The 22,110-nt window shown below is 68.9% G+C and carries 22 protein-coding genes; 19 read left to right on the forward strand and 3 right to left on the reverse strand.

The genetic code is table 11. The annotated features are described in order from the left end of the window. The first annotated feature begins 5 nt into the window (after nucleotides 1-5). From IEX49_RS05660 to IEX49_RS05720, 13 genes are all read left to right on the forward strand, one after another. Nucleotides 6-1,187, forward strand: a complete 1,182-nt coding sequence (locus IEX49_RS05660; protein WP_188805100.1) for a heparan-alpha-glucosaminide N-acetyltransferase domain-containing protein — start codon at nucleotides 6-8, stop codon at nucleotides 1,185-1,187. 34 nt (nucleotides 1,188-1,221) lie between these two features. Next, a complete protein-coding gene (locus tag IEX49_RS05665) occupies nucleotides 1,222-1,491 on the forward strand; it encodes a hypothetical protein (RefSeq protein WP_188805102.1) in 270 nt (89 codons plus the stop codon). Nucleotides 1,492-1,521: 30 nt separating this feature from the next. Beyond that, nucleotides 1,522-2,403, forward strand: a complete 882-nt coding sequence (locus IEX49_RS05670; protein ID WP_188805104.1) for an IclR family transcriptional regulator — start codon at nucleotides 1,522-1,524, stop codon at nucleotides 2,401-2,403. A 169-nt stretch (nucleotides 2,404-2,572) separates the two neighbouring features. After that, a complete protein-coding gene (locus IEX49_RS05675; protein WP_188805105.1) occupies nucleotides 2,573-3,823 on the forward strand; it encodes a 4-hydroxybenzoate 3-monooxygenase in 1,251 nt (416 codons plus the stop codon). Nucleotides 3,824-4,029: 206 nt separating this feature from the next. Beyond that, nucleotides 4,030-4,794, forward strand: a complete 765-nt coding sequence (gene pcaH / locus IEX49_RS05680; RefSeq protein WP_159555139.1) for a protocatechuate 3,4-dioxygenase subunit beta — start codon at nucleotides 4,030-4,032, stop codon at nucleotides 4,792-4,794. Continuing rightward, nucleotides 4,784-5,425, forward strand: a complete 642-nt coding sequence (pcaG, locus tag IEX49_RS05685; RefSeq protein WP_188805107.1) for a protocatechuate 3,4-dioxygenase subunit alpha — start codon at nucleotides 4,784-4,786, stop codon at nucleotides 5,423-5,425. The genes pcaH and pcaG overlap by 11 nt, the downstream gene beginning before the upstream one ends. A gap of 160 nt (nucleotides 5,426-5,585) precedes the next feature. Continuing rightward, the gene (locus IEX49_RS05690) at nucleotides 5,586-7,190 is read left to right on the forward strand and encodes a lyase family protein (protein ID WP_188805109.1); all 1,605 of its coding nucleotides are present in this window, start codon (nucleotides 5,586-5,588) and stop codon (nucleotides 7,188-7,190) included. After that, a complete protein-coding gene (locus IEX49_RS05695; protein ID WP_188805111.1) occupies nucleotides 7,187-7,993 on the forward strand; it encodes an alpha/beta fold hydrolase in 807 nt (268 codons plus the stop codon). The genes IEX49_RS05690 and IEX49_RS05695 overlap by 4 nt, the downstream gene beginning before the upstream one ends. Next, nucleotides 7,990-8,439: a 4-carboxymuconolactone decarboxylase gene (pcaC, locus tag IEX49_RS05700; RefSeq protein ID WP_188805113.1), complete on the forward strand. Its 450-nt coding sequence runs from the start codon at nucleotides 7,990-7,992 to the stop codon at nucleotides 8,437-8,439. The genes IEX49_RS05695 and pcaC overlap by 4 nt, the downstream gene beginning before the upstream one ends. Before the next feature lie 11 nt (nucleotides 8,440-8,450). Further along, the gene (locus IEX49_RS05705; protein WP_188805115.1) at nucleotides 8,451-9,719 is read left to right on the forward strand and encodes a thiolase family protein; all 1,269 of its coding nucleotides are present in this window, start codon (nucleotides 8,451-8,453) and stop codon (nucleotides 9,717-9,719) included. 109 nt (nucleotides 9,720-9,828) lie between these two features. Next, nucleotides 9,829-10,590 (forward strand): 3-oxoacid CoA-transferase subunit A, encoded by a 762-nt coding sequence (locus IEX49_RS05710; RefSeq protein WP_188805118.1) that lies wholly within the window; start codon nucleotides 9,829-9,831, stop codon nucleotides 10,588-10,590. A 2-nt stretch (nucleotides 10,591-10,592) separates the two neighbouring features. Next, nucleotides 10,593-11,270 (forward strand): 3-oxoacid CoA-transferase subunit B, encoded by a 678-nt coding sequence (locus tag IEX49_RS05715; RefSeq protein ID WP_229672307.1) that lies wholly within the window; start codon nucleotides 10,593-10,595, stop codon nucleotides 11,268-11,270. A gap of 337 nt (nucleotides 11,271-11,607) precedes the next feature. Further along, on the forward strand, nucleotides 11,608-13,047 hold the full coding sequence (locus IEX49_RS05720; protein WP_188805120.1) for a trimethylamine monooxygenase: 1,440 nt from the start codon (nucleotides 11,608-11,610) through the stop codon (nucleotides 13,045-13,047). A 138-nt stretch (nucleotides 13,048-13,185) separates the two neighbouring features. Here IEX49_RS05720 and IEX49_RS05725 read toward each other — a convergent pair whose 3' ends face one another. Both IEX49_RS05725 and IEX49_RS05730 read right to left on the reverse strand, forming a co-directional pair. Then, nucleotides 13,186-14,541, reverse strand: a complete 1,356-nt coding sequence (locus IEX49_RS05725) for an MFS transporter (RefSeq protein WP_188805122.1) — start codon at nucleotides 14,539-14,541, stop codon at nucleotides 13,186-13,188. 237 nt (nucleotides 14,542-14,778) lie between these two features. Beyond that, nucleotides 14,779-15,345, reverse strand: coding sequence for a MarR family winged helix-turn-helix transcriptional regulator (locus IEX49_RS05730; RefSeq protein ID WP_188805123.1), 567 nt, complete (start codon nucleotides 15,343-15,345; stop codon nucleotides 14,779-14,781). Between the two features lie 222 nt (nucleotides 15,346-15,567). Between IEX49_RS05730 and IEX49_RS05735 the strand changes: the two genes are divergently transcribed. The 5 genes from IEX49_RS05735 (at nucleotide 15,568) to IEX49_RS05755 (ending at nucleotide 20,321) form a co-directional block, all read left to right on the forward strand. Continuing rightward, a complete protein-coding gene (locus IEX49_RS05735; protein WP_188805125.1) occupies nucleotides 15,568-16,497 on the forward strand; it encodes an SDR family NAD(P)-dependent oxidoreductase in 930 nt (309 codons plus the stop codon). Nucleotides 16,498-16,505: 8 nt separating this feature from the next. Continuing rightward, nucleotides 16,506-17,483: an amidohydrolase family protein gene (locus IEX49_RS05740; protein ID WP_188805126.1), complete on the forward strand. Its 978-nt coding sequence runs from the start codon at nucleotides 16,506-16,508 to the stop codon at nucleotides 17,481-17,483. After that, nucleotides 17,476-18,669, forward strand: a complete 1,194-nt coding sequence (locus IEX49_RS05745) for an acyl-CoA dehydrogenase family protein (protein WP_188805128.1) — start codon at nucleotides 17,476-17,478, stop codon at nucleotides 18,667-18,669. The genes IEX49_RS05740 and IEX49_RS05745 overlap by 8 nt, the downstream gene beginning before the upstream one ends. 107 nt (nucleotides 18,670-18,776) lie before the next feature. Continuing rightward, nucleotides 18,777-19,250, forward strand: coding sequence for a MaoC family dehydratase (locus IEX49_RS05750; protein WP_188805130.1), 474 nt, complete (start codon nucleotides 18,777-18,779; stop codon nucleotides 19,248-19,250). Between the two features lie 63 nt (nucleotides 19,251-19,313). Continuing rightward, nucleotides 19,314-20,321, forward strand: coding sequence for an ABC transporter substrate-binding protein (locus IEX49_RS05755; RefSeq protein WP_188805132.1), 1,008 nt, complete (start codon nucleotides 19,314-19,316; stop codon nucleotides 20,319-20,321). 105 nt (nucleotides 20,322-20,426) lie between these two features. Here the strand turns inward: IEX49_RS05755 and IEX49_RS05760 are convergent, their stop codons facing one another. Further along, nucleotides 20,427-20,876, reverse strand: coding sequence for a MarR family winged helix-turn-helix transcriptional regulator (locus tag IEX49_RS05760; RefSeq protein ID WP_188805134.1), 450 nt, complete (start codon nucleotides 20,874-20,876; stop codon nucleotides 20,427-20,429). A gap of 168 nt (nucleotides 20,877-21,044) precedes the next feature. Between IEX49_RS05760 and IEX49_RS05765 the strand changes: the two genes are divergently transcribed. Beyond that, nucleotides 21,045-22,046 carry an ABC transporter substrate-binding protein gene (locus IEX49_RS05765; RefSeq protein ID WP_188805135.1) on the forward strand — a complete coding sequence of 334 codons (1,002 nt, stop codon included), beginning with the start codon at nucleotides 21,045-21,047 and terminating at the stop codon, nucleotides 22,044-22,046. Nucleotides 22,047-22,110 lie beyond the last annotated feature (64 nt).

Raw genomic sequence — 22,110 nt, forward strand, 5'->3', positions numbered from 1 at the left:
GAGCCGTGGTTGCCGTGCCACGCCGGTCGAGGCGGATCGTCGGCCTCGATGCCGCCCGCGGGCTCGCGCTGATCGGCATGATCGCCATCCACGTCCTGCCCGAGGTGACCGAGACCGGCGAGACCACCCTGATCTGGGACCTCGGCTCGGGCATCTCGGCCGCCTTGTTCACGTTCCTGGCTGGCGTCTCCCTGGCGCTGATGACCGGAGGCAACAAACCGGCGACCGGCGAGGCGCTGGCGGCCAAGCGGGTCGGCATCGCCGTCCGGGCCGTGGTGCTCATCGTCATCGGGCTGATGCTGGCGATCCTCAATCCGCCGGCCGGGATCATCCTGACCTACTACGGTGTCATGTTCCTCATGGCCATACCGCTGCTCGGGGCGCCCGCGCCGATGATCGCCACCGTGGCCGGAGTGTTCGCGCTGGCGGGGTCGCTGTTCATCCACCTCGTCGGCAACGCGATGCCGAACCTGGACGGTTATGACCCGTCGCTCGGCTCCCTCGTCGCCGAGCCGGACGCCACGATCGCCGCACTGCTGGTCACCGGCACCTACCCCGTCCTGGCGTGGTCTGCCTTCCTCTGCGCCGGCCTCACCGTCGGACGGTTCAACCTGACCCTGCGGGACACCCACCTCAGGCTGATGGTGGTGGGCCTGACCATGGCACTGGTCACCTGGCTCGTCTCGTGGCTGTCCATCGAGGTCCTCGGCGGGTTCGACCGGGTCCTCGCGACCACGCCCGGGCTGACGGAGGACGAGCTGGTGCGGTCACTGACCTGGGGCCTGGAGTTCACCACCCCGGACATCACCTCGGGCTGGTGGCTGCTGATGCTGTCACCGTATTCCGAGACCCCCGTGGAGGTCCTCAATGCCCTGGGCTGGGCCTTGGCCTGCCTGGGGGCCATGCTCTGGCTGGGTCAGCGGATCGGGACGTGGCTCCGGCCGCTGGCCCTGGTCGGCTCCATGACGCTCACGCTCTACGTGGTCCACCTGATCTTCCTGGCGACCGGACTGCTGCAGGAGTCCCCGTACATCTCGTTCTGGCTGCAGGTGGGCCTGGCCCTGCTGTTCGTGGTGCTCTGGCGCAATGTCACGGAGCGGTCCCAGGGCCCGCTGGAATGGATGACCACCACGGCCTCGTCCGCGGGGCAGCGGTGGTACCGGAGTCGAAAGTCCGGACGGTCCTGAGCGGAGAACCGGCGCCAGGGGCTAAAATCGGGATGTGACCATTGATCTCGCAGCCCGGGAGCAGGCCGGCCGTGCGCTCTACGAGCAGCGGATGGCGTTGCTGCCCGGACTGGGCCAGCCGCCAGCGCCGGCCTGGGAGGACCTGTCGGACGGCGAACGCGAACGCTGGTGCCGCCACACCGACGGTCCGGTGCCGGGCCTCGGCCCGACGCGCACCCGGCCCGTGACACGCACCCCGGGTGCCAGGGCCGACGGCGTGGACGGTGCCCCTGTGGACGACGCGACGCGGGCCCGCAGAGCGTAGGGCGGACGCCGATCTCGGTAGGCTCACACCATGACGGAGAGCCCAGGAACCAGGCGGTCGGCAGGGGACAGCACCCTGGACCGGCTGATCCGGATCCTCGGCGCCTTCGACGCCGACCGGCCCGCCCTCTCGATCGCCGCCCTTGCCCGCCGGGCCGCCATCCCGCTGCCCACCGCCTACCGGTGGGTGGACCGGCTCACCGAAGCCGGTCTCCTGGAACGATCGGACGGTGACGTCCGGCCGGGAATGAAGCTGTGGGAGCTGGCCTCGCGCTCCTCACCGGGAACCTCACTGCGCCAGGCGGCCATGCCGTACATGGACGACGTCCAGGCGGTGCTGCGACAACACACGCAGATCGCGGTGCTGGACACGCACGGAGTGCTGGTCCTCGAGCGGCTCTCCGCGCGCGGGGCCGTGCCCAATCAGGCCACCATCGCCGGCCGCATGCCCACGTTCACCACCTCGCTCGGGCTCGTGCTGCTGGCGTTCGCCCGGCGCCACGTCACCGCATCCTTCCTCGCAGACCACGCCGCGGAGCTCGGAGCGCCAGTGGCTGGTCCGGGGCACGACGCCGGCCCCGGCAACGCCCGCGGGGTGGTCAACCCCACCGAGACCGAGCTGCGCCAGCAACTGGCCGAGATCCGCCGCCAGGGGTGGGCCTCGGTCGACGGGCAGATCGACTCGGAAGCCACCGGCGTCGCCGTGCCGGTCCTCTCGCCGGAGGGCCAGGCCGTCGCGGCTCTCGGCGTGGTGGTGCCCCGATCCTCGGAATTCCGGCCCGGACTGGCACCGATGCTGCTCGCCGCGGCCCGGGGTATCAGCCGCGCGCTGGGCCCTCAGGTGGCCATGCCGGCGTCGGACACGGTGTTCCCGCAGCACCAGCCCGTAGTGCTGCCGGACCCCGGGGAGTGACCCGCATCGCGGTCATCTTCTCGCTCAGTGAGAATCGATCCGTCAATCGCCTGTACGCTCCATCACACTGGTGGCAGAAGGCCCGGCCCTGCAGCCCGCGGCCTTGACGACATCCCCGCGCGGTGAGGCCCCGTCCGCCCGCGGAGCCCGGCACAACGAAGGAGTTGGAATGGCCGCCAGCACAGCCAACGCAGACAACGCGGACAGAGCAGATACGCCCCAGGTCACCCGGACGCAGGTGGGCATCGTCGGGGGCGGCCCGGCCGGGCTGCTGCTCTCCCACCTGCTGGCGAAGCAGGGCATCGAGAACGTGGTCATCGAACTGCGGGACCACGAGACCATCAAGAACACCCACCGCGCGGGAATCCTGGAACAGCAGGCCGTGAAGATGCTGACGGAGTCCGGCGTGGACGGTCGCGTGCTGACCCACGGTGACGAGCACGAGGGCATCGACCTGCGCTTCAACGGGGAGTCCCACCCGCTGAACTTCCCGGACCTCGTGGACGCCACGGTCACCCTGTACGCCCAGAACGAGGTGTTCATCGACCTGGCCGCGGCCCGGAAGCGGGACGGCGGTGACATCCGCTACGAGTCCGAGGTCATCGAGGTGGCGGACCTGAAGTCGGACACCCCGAAGATCCGCTACAAGGACGTCTCCGCCGGTGCCGACCCGGACGCCGTCCACGAGGTCCACTGCGACATCCTCGTGGGCGCTGACGGCTCCCGCTCCTTCTGCCGCCGCGCCGTGGGCCAGGAACAAGGCCACCAGGACTTCAAGATCGAGTACCCCTTCGCCTGGTTCGGCATCCTCACCGAGGCCCCGAAGTCCTCGCCGGAACTGATCTACGCGAACTCCCCGCACGGCTTCGCCCTGATCTCCCAGCGCTCCGCGAACGTCCAGCGGATGTACTTCCAGTGCGATCCGGCGGAGAAGACCGAGGACTGGTCGGACGACCGGATCTGGTCCGAGCTGCAGAAGCGCGTGGACGGCCCTGACGGCTTCCAGCTCAAGACCGGCCCGATCTTCGACAAGACGGTGCTCGGCTTCCGCTCCTTCGTCCGCGAGCCCATGAGCCACGGCAACATGTTCCTGGCCGGGGACGCCGCGCACACCGTCCCGCCGACCGGAGCCAAGGGCCTGAACCTGGCGTTCGCGGACATCAAGGTGTTGTTCGAGGCCCTGGACTCGTTCTACGCCACCGGCTCCCGCGAGCTGCTGGACGATTACTCCGAGACCGCCCTGAAGCGCGTCTGGAAGGCGCAGAACTTCTCCTACTGGATGACGTCCATGCTCCACACCCGCAAGGACGCCCACCCGTTCGAGACCAAGCGCGCCCTCGGCGAGCTCGAGACCGTCACCTCCTCGCGCTACGGCCAGCAGTACCTGGCCGAGTCGTACACCGGCTGGCCGCACGCCTGACCGGTGCCCGACGCCGGCCCGCGGGCCGGCGCTGGAGGGGACCGGCCGACGTCGGGCCCGGTCTCCTCACCGCACCACCGCACCACCATCCTCCAATCCGCCCACTGCAGAACCAGAACCGTAGAAAGGAGCAGCCCGTGAGCAATGACATCACCGAGAACACCGGACCCGTCGTCGAGGACGACGAGACCTTTGACAACAGCCACGTGCTCGACCCCGCCGCGACGCAGGACTCCCAGGAGACCATCAGCGCCGAGATCAAGGACATCCACGACTCGGCGTCCGGGGAGACCCAGCCGCGCGTGAACTTCCCGCCGTACCGCAGCTCCCTGCTGCGCCACCCCACCAAGGACATGCACCACACCGACCCGGAGACCATCGAGCTGTGGTCCCCGGCCTTCGGCCACCGGGACGTCCACACCCTGGAGTCCGACCTGACCGTCCAGGGCAACGGCGAGCCGCTGGGCGAGCGCATGGTCGTCCGCGGCCGCGTGCTGGACGGCGACGGCCGCCCGGTGCGCAACCAGCTGGTGGAGATCTGGCAGGCGAACGCCTCCGGCCGCTACGTGCACAAGCGCGATCAGCACCCGGCGCCGCTGGACCCCAACTTCACCGGTGTGGGCCGCACCATCACCGATGACAAGGGCTTCTACGAGTTCACCACCATCAAGCCGGCCCCGTACCCGTGGAAGAACCACCACAACGCGTGGCGTCCGGCGCACATCCACTTCTCGCTGTTCGGCACGGACTTCACCCAGCGCATGATCACCCAGATGTACTTCCCGGGCGATCCGCTGTTCAGCCTGGACCCGATCTACCAGTCGATCACGGACCAGAAGGCCCGCGACCGCCTGGTCGCTACGTACGATCACAACGTCTCCACGCACGAGTGGAACACCGGCTACTACTGGGACATCGTCCTGACCGGCAGCAACCGCACCTGGATGGAGGGCGACACCGATGCGCATTGATCAGAACCAGTTGGCCGCGGCACGCGACGGGAGCGAGAAGCTGGTGCCGACCCCGGGCCAGACCATCGGCCCGTTCTTCGGCTACGCCTCCGGATACGAGAACGTGCACATTCCCTTCCGGGACGGCCAGCACCTCGTGAACCCTGCCAGCCCGAAGGCCGTGCGCCTGACCGGCACCGTCTACGACGGCGCCGGGGACCCGATCCCGGACGCCATGATCGAGATCTGGCAGGCCGACGAGAACGGGCAGATCCCGCAGGAGACCGGCTCCCTCGTCCGCGACGGCTGGACCTTCACCGGCTGGGGACGGGCCACCGCGGACAACGTGGGCACCTACACCTTCTCCACCGTCAACCCGGGGCCCACGGAAGAGGGCAAGGCGCCGTTCATCCACGTGGTGGTCTTCGCCCGCGGCCTGATGAACAAGCTGCACACCCGGATCTACCTGCCGGAGGACACCGTCGCCCTCGAGAAGGACGCGCTGCTCTCCTCCGTGGAGGCGGACCGCCGCCAGACGCTGATCGCCGAGCGTGAGGCCGATGGCACCCTGCGGTTCGACATCCACCTGCAGGGCGAGCAGGAGACCGTCTTCCTGCAGTTCCCCGGCATCGAGTACCCGGTGCACGACTGATCCGGTTCCGAAGGATGAGTGCCGGCACCACCCGGCACGCCGCCGCCTGATGGCCCGGCGGGACCTGCGCCTCCGTGACGAGAACGGACGCAAAGGCCCGCCGGGCCATCGGTGCGGATAGCCTAGAAACAACCCCACCATCCCAGGAGAGCGCCCACCGATGTCCACGCCCGCGTCGCCGTCAGAACACCAGGCCACCGCGTCCGGTTCGGCCGGCCCAGCCGGTTCAGTTGGTTTGGACGGGTTGGCTGGTTTGCCCGGAGTGTCCGGACTGACGGCGTTGGCCGTGGAGGCCGACGCCGGCCTGCTGGACCCGCTGTCCTCCGGCACCACCGCGGTGCTCCAGTCCTCGGACGCGAACTACCTGCTCCACCTGCTGCAGGTCGAAGCCGCGTGGACCGCCGTCCTCGCCGAGCACGGGATGGTCACCGCCGTCCAGGCCGAGGCCGCCGCCGAGGCCGCCGACCCTCGCCACCTCGCGGACTACGACCTGATCGGGCTCGCCCACGCCGGCCAGAACGGCGGGAACGTCCTCATCCCGGCGCTGAAGGCCATGCGGGCCCGGGCCGCGCAGGCCGCACCGACTGAGTCAGCCGTGTCCTCCGCCATCCACGTGGGGGCCACCAGCCAGGACATCATGGACACCGCCATGCTGCGGATGGCCGCCCAGGTCGCCGCGACGATCCTGGGGGACCTGCGCGCCGCCGTCGGATCCCTGGCCGCGATGGCCACCGAGCACCGGGCCACCCCGATGGTGGCCCGCTCCCTCGCGCAGCACTCCCTGCCCTCCACCTTCGGCCTGCGTGCCGCCGGCTGGATGTCCGGACTGGCCCAGGCCGGCCGCCGGCTCGAGGACGCCACCGCGGACCTGCCGATCCAGTGGGGCGGCGCCGCGGGCACCATGGCCGCCCTATCCGGCCGCGTGGCCAGGGCCCGGGCCGCCGGGACGCTGGATGCCGGCACTGATGCCTTCACCCTCGTCGAGGACCTGGCGCAGCGACTGGGCCTGACGGCCCCCGCCGGACCATGGCAGACCAACCGCATGCCCATCACCGGGCTGGCCGCAGCGCTGGCCGATGTGGTCGCGGCCTGCGGGAAGATCGCCAATGACGTGCTGATCTCCGCCCGGATCGAGAACGGCGAACTCGGCGAACCGCTGGTGGCGGGCCGCGGGGGATCCTCCGCGATGCCGCACAAGCAGAACCCCGTGCTGTCCGTGATGATCCACGCCGGCGCCCTCGGTGCCCCCGGCACCCTCGCACAGGTCCTCACCGCCGCCGGCGCCGCCAACGAGGAACGCCCGGACGGGGCCTGGCACGCCGAGTGGCCCGCCCTGCGCCAGCTGATGCGCACCGCCGGGGGAGCCGCCGCCCGGACGGCGGAACTCGTCTCCGGCCTGCGTGTCAACACGGACCGCATGGCCGAGAACCTGAACCGAGTGGGGCCCCTGCTGGTCTCCGAGCGGCTCATGGCCGAACTCGCCCCGCTCCTCGAGCAGCAGGCCGGCGGCGAGCCCGGCTCCGGCCCGGCACGTTCCGGCAAGGAGCGATTGCAGGAGATCGTGGACCGCAGCCTGGAGTCGCAGCACAGCCAGCAACCGGGGAACGACTTCCGGAGCCTGCTGCGCGCCGCCCTACCGGACACCGTCTCGGACGCCGAGCTGGACGGCCTGCTCGACCCCGCCAACTACACCGGCGAGGCCACCACCCTGGTGGACCGTCTGGTGGCCGAGTACCGCAATTTCGCAGAATGGAGCACCACGTGAGCACACCCGAGATCACCGCCATCCGCCTCTCCGGCGAGGGCGAGGCCGCCCCGGACAAGGACGTCCTGTTCGTCGGGGCCGGCCTGGGCACCGGCGTCCAGGCCCTCTGGGCGGAGGCCGCCAATGAGCTGGCGGACCGCTTCCAGGTCATCGGCTGGGACCTGCCCGGCCACGGCCAGTCGCCGGCCCACAACGAGCCGATCGCCATCGGGGACCTGGCCAACGCCGTGGCCGACCTGGTGAAGGCCCAGCATGCGGCCGGGACCATCCCGGCCGGGGCCAAGGTCTACTACGCCGGCGTGTCCATCAACGGGGCGGTCGCCCTGCAGCTCGGCCTGGACCACGGGGAGCTGTTCGACGGCATCGCCGTGATCTGCTCCGCCGCAAAGATCGGCCAGACCGAGGCCTGGCAGGAGCGCGCCACCTTCGTGGAGGCCGCCGGCACCCCGTCCATGGTGGCCGGCTCCGCCGAGAAGTGGTTCGCCCCGGGATTCATCGAGCAGCACGCCGAGCGCACCACCCGCCTGCTGCACACCCTGCAGGAGGCCGACCGCTTCTCCTACGCCCGGCTGTGCGAGGCCCTCGGCGGCTTCGACGTGCGCGAGCGCCTGGGAGAGATCACCGTCCCGATCGTGGCTCTCCACGGCGCCGAGGACGGGGTCTGCCCGCCGGCCGACGGCGAGGCGATCGCGGCCGGCGTCGCCTCCGGTCAGGCCCATGTGCTGGAGAACGTGGCGCACCAGGCGCCGATCGAGAAGCCCGCCGAGACCGCAGCCATCCTGAAGGAGGCCTTCACCGCATGAGTGAGAACCAGACCGGCCAGCCCGTGGGACACCAGATGGACCGCACCTCCCAGGAGGTCTACGACGCCGGCATGGCCGTGCGCCGCGAGGTCCTCGGCACCGCCCACGTGGACCGGGCCGAGTCCAACAAGGACGAGACCACCGAGGACTTCCAAAACCTCATCACGCGCTACGCCTGGGGAACCATCTGGACCCGGCCGGGCCTGGACCGCAAGATGCGTTCGGCCGTCACCATCTCCGCGATGGTCTCAGGCGGATACTGGGACGAAGCCGCCATGCACCTCCGCGCGGCCCTGCGGAACGGCCTGACCCGGGATGAGATCAAGGAGATCCTGCTCCAGACCGCCGTCTACTCCTCCGTCCCCGCCGCCAACATCGCCTTCAAGCTGGCCCAGGAGGTCTTCGCCCAAGTGGACGAGGACCTGGCCGCCGGCAAGGACCTCTGAAAGGAACCGCCATGAGCACCCCCTCCGCCCAGAACACCCTTCAGGACGCCTATCTCTACGATGCCGTCCGCACCCCCTTCGGCAAGGTCGGAGGTGCCCTCGCCAAGACCCGTCCGGACGACCTCGCCGCCGTCGTCGTCCGCGAGTCCGTGAAGCGGGCCCCGAAGCTGGCAGGCCTGCTGCCCGACGCCCCGGACACCGAGGGCACGGGCCTGGACGGCGACCTGGCCAGCATCGACGAGGTCGTCTTCGGCAACGCCAACGGCGCCGGCGAGGAGAACCGCAATGTCGCGCGCATGGCCACCCTGCTGGCCGGACTGCCCACCTCGATTCCCGGCACCACCGTGAACCGCCTGTGCGGCTCCTCGCTGGACGCCGCCATCATCGCCTCCCGCCAGATCAACGTGGGCGAGGCCGACGTCATGCTCATCGGCGGCGTGGAGTCCATGTCCCGCGCTCCCTGGGTGCTGCCCAAGACCGAGCGCCCGTTCCCCATGCACAACCTCGAGCTGGCCAACACCACCCTCGGCTGGCGCCTGATCAACAAGAACATGCCGAAGGAATGGACCGTCTCCCTCGGTGAGGCCACCGAGCAGCTGCGGGAGAAGTACGGCATCACCCGTGAGCGCATGGACGAGTTCGCCGCCAACTCCCACCAGCTGGCCGCGAAGGCCTGGGACGAGGGCAAGTATGACAACCTGACCGTGCAGGTCCCGGACGTGGACCTGACCCGGGACGAGACCATCCGGCCCGACTCCACCGCCGAGTCCCTGTCCGACCTGCGCACCGTGTTCCGCAAGGAGAACGGCATGGTCACTGCCGGCAACGCCTCCCCGATGAACGACGGTGCCTCCGCAGCCTGGCTGGGCTCGGAGAAGGCCTCGGACATCCTCGGCCTGCAGCCGCTCGCCCGCATCGCCGGCCGCGCCGCCGCCGCCAACCAGCCGCAGTACTTCGGCTACGCCCCGGTGGACGCCGTCAACCAGGCCATCGCGCGCGCGGGTATCACCTGGGACGACATCGCGGCGGTGGAGCTCAACGAGGCCTTCGCCGCCCAGTCGCTGGCCTGCACGGACGCCTGGGGCGTGGACCTGGACATCGTGAACACGTGGGGCGGGGCCATCGCCATCGGCCACCCGCTCGGAGCCTCCGGCGCCCGCGTGCTCGGCACCCTGGCCCGCCGCCTCGAGGCCTCCGGCGACCGCTGGGGCGTCGCCGCCCTGTGCATCGGCGTGGGCCAGGGCCTCGCCGTGGTCCTCGAGAACGTCAACGCCCGCTGACCCCACCCCCTCGCGTTTTCAGGCGACGTGGGGTGGGTCTGGGAGCCCAACACCCACCCCAAATCGACTGAAAACCAGACCCCTCTCATCCCCGCTACAAGGAGGAACGATGCTTGAGTTCGTGGACTCGGCCGCCCAGGCCGTCTCCCGGATCACCGACGGCGCCACGGTGCTGATCGGTGGATTCGGCAATGCCGGCCAGCCGATGGAGCTGATCGACGCCCTGATGGATTCCGGCGCCACCGGACTGACCGTGGTGAACAACAACGCCGGTCAGGCCGACGCCGGCCTGGCCCTGCTGATCAAGGAGCGGCGGGTCGCCAAGATCATCTGCTCGTTCCCGCGCCAGTCCGATTCCTGGCACTTCGACGAGGCCTACCGTGCCGGTGAGATCGAGCTTGAACTCGTCCCGCAGGGCAACCTGGCCGAGCGCATGCGCGCCGCCGGGGCCGGCATCGGCGGCTTCTTCAGCCCCACCGGCTACGGCACCCAGCTGGCCGAGGGCAAGGAGGTCCGCGAGATCGACGGCAGGCACTACGTGCTGGAGTCCCCGATCCGCGGCGACTTCGCCCTGATCAAGGCCTACGCGGCGGACCCGGCCGGCAACCTCGTGTACCGCAAGACCGCCCGCAACTTCGGCCCCGTGATGGCCACCGCCGCCGCCCACACGATCGTGCAGGTGGACGAGGTCCTCGAGGAGTCGCTGAACCCGGAGCACGTGGTGACCCCGGGCATCTACGTGGACACCGTCGTCGGGATCCCGACCGAGTCCGGCGTGAAGGAGCGCGAGGAGCGCGCAGCCCTCGCCGCCGGCCAGCCCAAGCCCTGCCTGGCCACCAAGACCGCGGCCGAGCTGGCCGCCGAGAAGTGAGGATGAGCGAGATGAGCGAGTTCCGCAGCACCGACGCCCCGTTGACCCAGGACGAACTGGCCCAGGTCATCGCCGAGGACATCCAGCCCGGGTCCTTCGTGAACCTCGGCATCGGCCAGCCGACCACCGTGTCCAACTACCTCTCCCCGGAGAAGAAGGTCACGCTGCACACCGAGAACGGCATGCTCGGCTTCGGTCCGCAGGCCACCGGGGACCAGATCGACGGGGACCTGATCAACGCCGGCAAGATCCCCGTGACCGAGCTGCCGGGGGCGAGCTACTTCCACCACGCCGACTCCTTCGCCATGATGCGCGGCGGCCACCTGGACGTCTGTGTGCTGGGTGCCTACCAGGTCTCCGCCCAGGGCGACCTGGCCAACTGGTCCACCGGCAAGCCCGGCGCCATCCCCGCCGTGGGCGGCGCCATGGACCTGGCGATCGGCGCCAAGGACACCTACGTGATGATGGACCTCTTCACCAAGAAGGGAGACGTCAAGCTGCTGCCCGAGTGCACCTTCCCCCTGACCGGGGTGGGCTGCGTGTCCCGCATCTACTCGGACAGGGCCGTGCTGCTGCTGGACTCCTCCGGCATCGTCAAGGTCCGCGAGCTCCACGGCATCACCCTCGAGGAGCTCCGCGAGGCGCACCCCGAGGTCACCTTCGAGACGGTCGGGGCCTGATCCGCCACCACTGCTCCCGCTCGACCTGAGCCCGCCGGGGTCTCCCCGGCCCCACTGCACGACGCCGGCTGCGCACCCTGGGTGCGTGGCCGGCGTCGTGCTGTGGTCCGGGCCTGTTTGCTAAAGTAAGCAACTTGAGTGCGCCCAGCCTGGGCGCCGCACCCTGGGTGGTGGGTCAGTGAAGGCCGGCGCGGAACGTCGGTGCGGCTGCTGCCCGGGTGGATGTGAGGATCCGGTGTTGAGGCCGAGGCGCGCCCACGTGGCGCCCGTGTTCGACGTGCTTCCGCCGGCTCCCGTCGAGGAATGAGCAAGGCCGTCGCCGGCCGGAAGGGAAGCTGTGGCTAGACAGCGCATCGCGATCATTGGAGCTGGACCGAGCGGCATCGCCGCACTGCGGGCCTTCGAGTCCGCTGAACGGGCGGGGGAGGAGATCCCGGAGGTCGTCGCCTACGAGAAGCAGGATGACTGGGGCGGTCAGTGGAACTATGACTGGCGTTCGGGCATCGACCAGTACGGCGAGCCCGTGCACTCCTCGATGTACCGCAATCTGTGGTCGAACGGCCCGAAGGAGGCGCTCGAGTTCGCCGAGTACACCTTCGACGAGCACTTCGGCCGCCCGATCTCCTCCTACCCGCCGCGTGAGGTCCTGTGGGACTACATCGACGGCCGGGTCCGGACGACGAACGTCAAGGACAAGGTCCGGTTCTCCACGGCGGTCCGCTGGGTCGAGCACCATGAGGACCGGGACATCTTCACCGTCACCGTGGAGGACCTGAAGAACCACCGGACCACCTCCTCCGAGTTCGACCGCGTCATCGTGGCCACCGGGCACTTCTCCTTCCCGCATGTCCCGGAGTTCCAGGGCATCGAGACGTTCCCCGGCACCCTGCATCACGCTCATGACTTCCGCGGCGCCGAGAAGCTGGCGGACCAGCGCGTGCTGCTGATCGGTGCGTCCTACTCGGCCGAGGACATCGGCGTGCAGGCGTTCAAGATGGGCGCCCGCTCGGTGACCATGTCCTACCGGTCCGGCCCCATGGGCTACGACTGGCCGGAGGGCATGGAGGAGCTGCCGCTCCTCGAGCGCTTCGAGGGGACCACGGCGCACTTCTCCAACGGCGAGACCCGCGAGTTCGACGCGGTGATCCTGTGCACGGGTTACCTGCACAAGTACCCGTTCCTGCCCTCGAACCTCGCCCTGCAGTCCGGCAACAACATCTACCCGGCGGGGCTGTACCGGGGAGTGGTGTGGCAGGGGAACCCGAAGGTCTACTACCTGGGCGCCCAGGACCAGTGGTTCACCTTCAACATGTTCGACGCGCAGGCCTGGTATGTCCGTGACCTCATCATGGGCCGTGCCGAGCTGCCCACCGCGGCGGAGCGCGCCGAGCACCTGCAGGACTGGCACCGGCGTTTCCAGGGGGTCGGTGGCGACGCGGATGCCGTGCGCTTCCAGGCCGAGTACATCCGGGACCTGATCGAGGCCACCGACTACCCGATGTTCGACCTGGACGAGGTGGTGCGGATCTTCCTGGCCTGGAAGGACGACAAGAAGAAGAACATCCTGACCTACCGGGACAAGCCCTACCGCTCTGTGATGACCGGTTCCCTGGCCGCCGAGCACCACACCACCTGGCTGCAGGAACTGGATGACTCCCTCGAGCGCTACCTCTCGACCCCGGCGGAGACGGACGTCGAGAAGGCGGTCCGCGGCGCCGGCATGCCTGAGGTCCCGGGGCCGGGGGACGTCCGGGGTGAGGAAACTCCGACCGCCTGACCCGGACCGGATCGCTCGGTTCGACTCCGATCTCCGGCCAGAGGGCCGGCTTCAGGCCCAGCGCACAGCACGACGCCGGCTGCGCACCTTGGGTGCGCAGCCGGCGTCGTGCTGTTCCTCTCTGCCCTCGAAACGGGATCAGTGCTCGTGGGTGGTGAGGTCGTGGTCTTTGGACTCGCGGGTCAGCACGAGGGCGACGATGGAGACCACGGCCATGGCGCCGAGGAACACGGCCACCGGCACGATCGAGGTGCCGCCTCCCGGCCCGGCGTACAGGGTGGCCAGGATGGTGGGCGTGAAGCCGGCGCCGAGCAGGGTGGCCAGCTGGTAGCCCAGGGAGGCGCCGGTGTAGCGCGATCCGGTGCCGAACTGTTCGGCGATGAAGGCGGCCAGCGGGCCGTAGATCATGCCGTGCAGGCCCAGGGCGATGGTGAAGGCCAGCAGCAGCACGATCCAGTTCGTGGAGGTGAGCATGCCGAACAGCGGGAACAGGAAGCCGACGAACAGGATCAGTCCGGCGATCATGACCGGGCGGCGGCCGAAGCGGTCGGAGAGGTGCCCGAACCAGACCACGAAGAAGATCGAGAAGATCGAGGCCAGGGCGAAGGCGTAGAGCACCGAGGAGCGCTCGGTACCGGCATCCGTGGAGTACTGGACGGCGAAGGTGGACAGCAGCACCTGCAGCCCGAACCCGCTGGCGCCGGCGAACATGGTCAGCAGCAGGGCCTTGGGGCGGCGCAGGACCTCCCAGATCGGCAGCTTCCGCCTTTCGCCGGAGGCTTCGGCCTGGGCGGCGGCGGCCTCGAAGATCGGGGACTCGCTGATCTTGGCGCGGATGACCATGCCGACGATCAGCAGGGCGAAGGACAGCAGGAACGGCACCCGCCAGCCCCAGGACAGGAACTCCTCCTGTGGGAGGACGGCGGAGAACGTGCCAAGGATGAAGGTGCCCAGGGCGGCGCCGGTGGGGGCGCCGGCGTTGGTGAAGGAGGCTGCGAAGCCACGCTTGCCGCCCTCGGAGTGCTCCAGGGCCATCAGGGCGGCGCCACCCCATTCACCGCCGACCGCGATGCCCTGACAGACGCGCAGGAAGACCAGCATGACCGCGCCCCAGCCGCCGATCGTCGCGGCGCCGGGCACCAGGCCGATCAGGGTGGAGGCCACACCCATGATGAGCATGGACAGCACCAGCATCTTCTTGCGGCCGAGCTTGTCCCCGAAGTGGCCGAAGATCGCCCCGCCGAGTGGGCGGGCGAGGTAGCCGGCGGCGAAGGTGCCGTAGGAGGCGATGGCGCCGGCCAACGGATCCAGGCCGGTGAAGAAGACCGTGGGGAACACCAGCGCCGAGGCGGAGGCGTACAGCAGGAAGTCGTAGAACTCGATCGTCGAGCCGAGATAGCTCGAGAGGATGACGCGGCGGGACTCTCGGCGCTTGGTGGCCGGGTCGAGCGACGCCAGGTCCGGCGCGGCGGCCGTGGTGGTGTCGGTGGACAAGAAGTGCTCCAGTCTGGACGGGGAAGTGCGGTTCGTGCTGGGCGGTGTCCCGACCCTGCTGTGACCTGTAACACGATACGTATATGAAACACATTTCTCTTGAGAAAGTCAACCATTGAGTTGTTCACGTCTGAGGAGCGATGGTCGTGTCCGGGCGCGCTAAAACGACGCCGGCCACGCGCCCGGGCTGTGAGCCCCGGGGTGCGTGGCCGACGTCGTGAGAGGCGGGGTGCGGTGCTAGAAGGCGATCTTGAGCAACAGGGAGCGCAGCTGCTTGCGCTCGCGCGGGGACAGTGTGGAGAGGGTGTAGTCCTCCGAGTCCTCCAGGATCTTCAGGGCCCGGGCGTGGAGGTCGCGGCCGGCGTCCGTGGCGACGATGATCTTGGAGCGCCGATCCCGAGGGTCGGTCTCCCGCAGGACGGCGCCGCGCTGCTCCAGGTTGTCCACGAGGGCGACGATCTGGCTGGGGTCCAGGGCCAGGAACACGCCCATCTCGCGCTGGGAGGGGTTCTGCCCGCTGGCTGCGAGGGACAACACGGAGAACTGGCGGACCTTCAGGTCCATCCCCTCCAGCTGGTGGTTGGCGTGGCTGATGCCGCGGCCGCGGGCGCGCGAGGTCAGGAAGTGGATCTGCTCGGCGACGTTGGAGCACAGGAAACGCTCGATTCCGTCCGTCACCTCGCCGGCAGTGTCGCCGGCACCACTGGTGCCCGCCGGTGCCGGTGCCGTGGGGGCGGAGGTTGCGGCCGCGGCGCTAGCCGTGGCGGCAGAGCCGTGGGGGGCCTTGTCGGTGGAAGTAGACATGCGTTTCTCGCAACCGTTCGTCACATCGTTGATTTGTTCAAGTGTAGCCGCGCAACCCCTGGGGCGGCCGGACTCAGAGTGTTGTTAGTGAATGTACATCATTGACTTTCTCAACGGTATGGGCTGTCATGGACTCCAGAAGCGCCGACGGGCGCTTGCACCGAAGCACTCGAGCATCGTTCCGATCCACCGATCTGAACCCCCACCACGCAAGGAGAACCCATGTCCCTGAACGGCAAGGTAGCCATCGTCACCGGATCCGGAGCAGGCCTCGGCCTCGCCTACGCACAGGAACTGGCTCGCCAGGGCGCCTCGGTCATCATCAATGACGTGAACCAGGAGATCGCCGACTCCGCCGTCGCCTCCATCACCGAGGCCGGAGGTAAGGCTGCAGCTGTGGTGGCCCCCGTCGGCTCCTCCGAGACCGCCGACCTGCTGGTCAAGACCGCCGTGGAGACCTTCGGTGGCCTGGACATCCTGGTCACCAACGCCGGCATCCTGCGGGACAAGTCCCTGCTGAAGATGACCGACGAGGACTTCGACCTGGTCTTCACCGTGCACGTCAAGGGCACCTTCACGTGCGTCCGCTCCGCCTACGCCTACTTCAAGGAGAACGGTGTCGCCGGCCGGATCGTCACGATCGGCTCCCCGACCGGCCAGCGCGGCAACTTCGGTCAGACCAACTACGCCGCCGCCAAGGCCGGGATCGTGGGCATGGTCCGCACCTGGGCGATGGAGATGAAGAAGGCCGGCGTCTCCGTCAACGCCGTCATCCCGGTGGCGGCCACCGCCATGACCAAGACCATCCCGTTCTTCAAGGCGGCCGTGGAGGCGGACGAGCGCGGCGAGGCCATGCCGGAGTTCTTCCGCAAGGAGCTTGGCTTCGGGCCGGCCCAGGACGTGGCCGGCGTCATCGCCTTCCTGTCCTCGGAGGAGGCTGCCGGCATCACGGGCCAGGCCATCGGCGTCGGCGGCGACCGCCTGCAGGTCTGGTCCCACCCGGAGCCCGTGGCCACCAAGTTCCACGATGGCGGATGGGACTACGCGACCATGCTCGCCGAGGGCAAGGCACTCCTCGAGTCCAACCTGCAGTCCGTGGGTGAGAAGATGCCGGAGCTGCCGGCCGAGCTGCAGCCCGAGACGGCCAAGTGAGCGCGGGCATGAGCGCCAACACCGGGAGCGCCGGGAGCTCAGGGAGCACTGAGGGCACGGGAGGCGCCGTCCGGTACGAATGCCGGGTGGACGTCGAGGCGGTGACCGCCATCGACATGCACGTGCACCTGGAAGTGGACGACTGCGGCCACGTGTCCATGCCGGAGGACGTCATGGAGGCTTCCTCGAAGTACTTCAAGGCCGAGGAGCGCACCCCGTCGATCGACCGGATCGGTGAGATCTACCGCGAGCAGAAGATGGCCGCGGTGGTCTTCACCGTGGATGCCAGCACCCAGATGAATCACGCGCCGAACTCCATCGACGACCTGGTGGCCGGCTGCGCCCGGAACAATGACGTGCTGATCCCGTTCGGCTCCGTGGACCCCCGGAAGGGCCCGGCGGCGCTGATCGAGGCCCGCCGCCAGGCCGACGTGCTGGGGGTGCGCGGCTTCAAGTTCCACCCCTCCGTCCAGGGGTTCGACCCCTCGGATGAGCAGTTCCGCCCCCTGTGGGCCGAGCTCGAGCAGATCGGGCTGCCGTGCATCTTCCACACCGGACAGAACGGCATGGGTGCCGGGCTGCCGGGAGGCCGCGGCATCAAGCTCAAGTACTCGAATCCGCTGCTGCTGGACGAGGTGGCGGCGGACCATCCGAACCTGCCGATCATCATGGCCCACCCCTCGGTGCCGTGGCAGGACGAGGCCAACTCGATCGCCACCCACAAGGCGAACGTGTACATCGACCTCTCCGGCTGGTCGCCGAAGTACTTCCCGGAGTCGCTCGTGCGCCAGTCCAACAACGTGCTGTCCCGCAAGGTGCTGTTCGGTACCGACTTCCCGCTCATCACGGCGGAGAAGTGGATGCGGGCCTTCGCGGACCTGCCCCTGAAGGACGAGGTCCGGCCGCTGATCCTCAAGGACAACGCGGTCCGGCTGCTCGGCCTGGGCTCCACCGGACGCTCCACCTCAGGGGCCCGGGATGCGTGAACCCGTGAGCGGGACGGTGACCCCGTCTGACCTGTACGGCTTCGCCGAGCGCCTCACCGAGGCCGAGCGGTCCGTGCTGTCAGAGTTGGTCACCGTCCTCGACGAGCAGGTCAAGCCACACCTCAACGAGCACTGGGATGCGGCGACGTTCCCGGACGAGATCCGCCAGCCCCTGCGTGACCTGCAGCTGATGGACCCGCCGGCACTGAAGGCTGCCGGCGAGCCCCTCCGGGACATCCTCACGGGCTTCCGGAACTTCGAGCTCGCGCGGACCGACCTGAATGTCTGCACCTATTTCAACGCGCAGGCCGGGCTGTTCCGCACCGCGGTGCGCCTGGGTGGCTCCGAGGAGCAGGTGGCGGAGCTGGATCCGAAGATCGTGGACTACTCCCTGACCGGTGTCTTCGCCCTGACTGAGCCGGACCACGGCTCGGATGTGGCCGGCGGACTGGCCACGTCGGCGCGGCGCCAGCAGGACGGGTCGTGGCTGATCAACGGCGCCAAGCGCTGGATCGGCGGGGCCTTCGAGTCGGACGTGCTGGCGACCTTCGCCCGGGACGAGGCGGACGGTGAGGTCAAGTGCTTCCTCGTCCCGCGTGAGGCCGAGGGCGTGACGCTGGAACTGATCCGGAACAAGGCCAGCCTGCGCATCATGCAGAACGCGCACATCACCTACACGGACGTGCGGGTGGAGGAGGCGGACCGGCTCCAGGGGATCAACTCCTTCAAGGACGTCAGCCGGTGCCTGCGCAGCATGCGCTCGGATGTCGCCTGGATGGCCACCGGCGCCCAGGCCGGCGCCTTCGAGGCCGCCCTGCGCTACGTCCGCTCGCGGGAGCAGTTCGGCCGGCCGATCGCCGGGTTCCAGCTGATCCAGGAGAAGCTGGCGACGATGCTCGGCAACCTCACCGCCTCGCTGGGCATGGTGGTGCAGTTGACCGAACAGCAGGCGGCCGGCACCTTCAAGGATGAGAACTCGGCGCTGGCCAAGATGTTCACCGCCCTGCGGCTGCGGGAGACCGTGGCGCTGGCCCGTGAGGTCTGCGGCGGCAACGGCATCACCCTGGACACCGACGTCGCTCGTTTCCATGCGGATGCGGAGGCCGTCTATTCCTACGAGGGCACCCACGAGGTCAATGCCCTGATCGTCGGGCGGGCCATCACCGGGGTCGGGGCCTTCGTCTAGAACCCTCCCTCTCGAGCGCAGGGTCACGAATTCATCACCGATGGACCGAGACCATTGCACTTTCCAACTATTGTGATGTAGAACACAGTTCCAAGGAGAAAAACACCATGAGCGAAACCACCACTGCCAAGACCGTCGTCCCCTTCGACGAGGTTAAGAACCTTGCCGGGACGGACCTGGGTGTCACCGAGTGGCGCGAGGTCACCCAGCAGATGATCGACACCTTCGCCGATGCCACCGATGACCACCAGTGGATCCACACCGATCCCGAGCGCGCCAAGGACGGTCCCTTCGGAGCACCCATCGCGCACGGCTTCCTCACCCTGTCCCTGATCATCCCGTTCTGGTCCGAGCTGTTCGACGTCACGGGCGTCAAGACCAAGGTCAACTACGGCCTCGACAAGGTCCGCTTCACCTCCCCGGTGACGGTCGGCTCCCGCATCCGCATGCAGATCACGGTCAAGGAGGTCTCCGAGGTCAAGGGCAACGGCCTGCACCTGGTGGCTGACGGCACCATCGAGATCGAGGGCCAGGAGCGTCCCGCGGTCGTCGCGACGTTCCTGTCCCGCTTCTACGCCTGAGGCACCCGCGCTCAGGCTCTCGCAGCCCGGCACCCCCGCCGGGCACGAACCCAGGAGAAATCCATGAACAAGAAGTTCGCATCCCTCATGGCCACCGTCGCCGTGGCGGGCCTGGCCCTCACCGGCTGTGGTTCGGGCTCGCCGACCGGTGAGGGCGGCGGCTCGACGTCGGCCGGCGCTTCCGAAGGCGGCGGCACCTCCGGGGAGCTCACCCCGGTGACTGTCGGCGTGCTGCCGATCGCCCCCTCGGTGGGTGTCCAGTACGGCATCGAGAACGGCATCTTCGAGGAGCACGGCTTCGAGGTCGAACTCTCGACCCAGAACGCCGGCGCCGCCATGCTGCCCGCCGTCTCCAACCAGCAGATCACGTTCGGCGTGGGTAACCCGTTGTCCGTGATGACCGCGGTGGACCAGGGCCTGGACATGCGCATCGCGGCCGGGTACTCCAACTCGCTGGCCGAGGGTGATGACATCGCCGGCGTGGTGACCAAGGCGGACAGTGGCATCGAGGGCTATGCGGACCTGGAGGGCAAGGTCACCTCGCTCAACGCCCTGCGCACGCTCGGCGACCTGACCATCATGGCCGACGCCGAGGAGGCCGGTGCGGATCCGCAGGCCCTGGAGTTCACCGAGATGCCCTTCCCGGACATGCCCGCCCAGCTGGAGCAGGGCAACGTGGACGCGATCTGGGTGCCCGAGCCGTTCCTGAGCAGCGTGCTGGCGGACGAGGCCAACCAGCTGGTCGGCTACTCCTTCCAGGACGCCATCCCCGGCATGCCCACCATGGTGACCTTCACCTCCGGGGCCTACGCCGAGGAGAACCCGGAGGTCGTGTCCGACTTCGCCGCGGCGATGACGGAGGCACTGGCGGCCTCGGAAGAGGACCCGGAGGGCACTCGGGCCCTGCTGCCGGACTTCATCGACCTGCCGGAGGAGGTCGCTCAGAACCTCAAGATGGAGGAGCTCAGCGGCGAGATCCGCACCGACCAGCTCAACAAGACGGCCGAGCTGGCCGTGAAGTACGGCTTCATCGACGAGGCTCCGGATCCAGCGAAGCTGTTCATCCAGTAACACCGGTGGCGGGCCCGACGCCGGCCCTTCGCCTTCGCAGCGCAGCGCCCCGGATCTCGTGGTCCGGGGCGCTGCGCCGTGCTGTGAGGTTCGGCCCGGTCCGACTCAGGCGGAGTGCTCGGCGAGGACGCGCTCCAGCAGGCCCATCAACTGGTCGCTCTCGGCCTCGGTCAGCGGCGTGAAGAGCCGGCGGTTGACCTCTAGGGCCGGCCCGTACATCTCCTGGAGCAGGTCATGCCCGGACTCGGTCAGGGTGGCCACGCGGCGGCGGCCGTCCCGGGCATCCCGGTGCACGCTGACCAGTCCGCGGGAGGCCATGCGGCTGACGAGCTCGGTCAGGGACGCCTTGTCCACGGCGAGCTGGGCGGCGATCTCGGTCTGGCTGAGGCCGGACTCCGAGCGGCCGAGGCAGAGCAGGAGCCCGAACTGGATGCTCGTGTTCTCGGTGGAGACGTGCTCGGTCCAGAGCTGGCCGTGCAGGCTCAGCAGGCGGCGGACCGCGAGGCTGCGGAAGACCTGGGGAGGGGCCAGTTCGGTCTCGGTTCCGTTCATCATCGAGCCTCCTGACACGCCACGATCTGGGTGACAAACAATATTGTTGACAAAATCATGAGAATCTCTTGTCTGCCGGGATCACGGCTGACTAGGCTGTGTCTCACATTACAGGCATCCGTCCACCCCCGGCCGGTGCCATCTCGCACTTTGCCCTCCAGGAGCACCATCATGATGAGGAAACTTCGCGTGGCCGCCGTCAGTGCAGCCGCCCTACTCGCCCTGACCGCCTGCGGTTCGGGGTCGCCGACGGAGGGTGGCACCACCACCGCCCCTGCCGAGGGATCCGAGCCGGCCGCCTCCGGCGAGCTGACCCCCATCGAGGTCGGCGTCATCCCGATCGTCGATGTCGCCCCGATCTACCTGGGCGTGGAGGAGGGGATCTTCGAGGAGCACGGTCTCGACGTCACCCTGACCCTGGCCCAGGGTGGAGCGGCGATCGTGCCGGCCGTCCAGTCCGGGCAGATGGACTTCGGCTTCTCCAACGTCACCTCCCTGATCATCGGGCGCGACGCCGGCCTGCCGCTGAAGATCGTGGCCACCGGCCCGCAGACCACCGGTGACGGTGAGGACGACTTCGCCCATGTCATGGTCCCGGCGGACTCCGATGCGACCAGCCTGGCCGATCTCGAGGGCAAGCGGATCGCCGTGAACACGCTGAACAACATCAACGATTCCGTGATCTCCGAGGGCATGAAGCAGGAGGGTGGGGACCCGGAGTCCATCGAGTATGTCGAGATGGCCTTCCCGGACATGGTCGCCCAGCTGGAGGCCGGCAACGTGGACGCCATCGGCGCCGTGGAGCCGTTCGTGACCCTGGCCGAGGCCGCCGGCGCCAAGCGCGTCTACGGTCAGTACGCCGAGCCCGTGCCGGACCTCTCGATCGCCGCCTACTTCACCACGGACCAGAAGATCGAGCAGGATCCGGAGCTGGTGGACTCCTTCACCGCCGCGATGAAGGAGTCCCAGCAGTTCGCCACGGACAATCCGGACATGGCCAAGGCAGTGCTGCCCAGCTACACCTCGCTGGAGCAGGACGTGATCGACGAGCTGACGATGCCGCGCTTCCCGCAGGAGCATGACATCGCCTCCCTCGAGAAGATCGCCGAGCTGTCCCTGGAGTCCGGTCTGATCGACGCCATCCCGGCGACCGAGGACCTGATCGTCCAGTAACGGCTGTCCACCACCGCACCGGCCGGGTCTCCGCGGTGGGCCCGGCCGGTTCGCTGTTCGCACA

It is taken from the genome of Citricoccus zhacaiensis, assembly GCF_014645315.1.
Classification (GTDB): domain Bacteria; phylum Actinomycetota; class Actinomycetes; order Actinomycetales; family Micrococcaceae; genus Citricoccus; species Citricoccus zhacaiensis.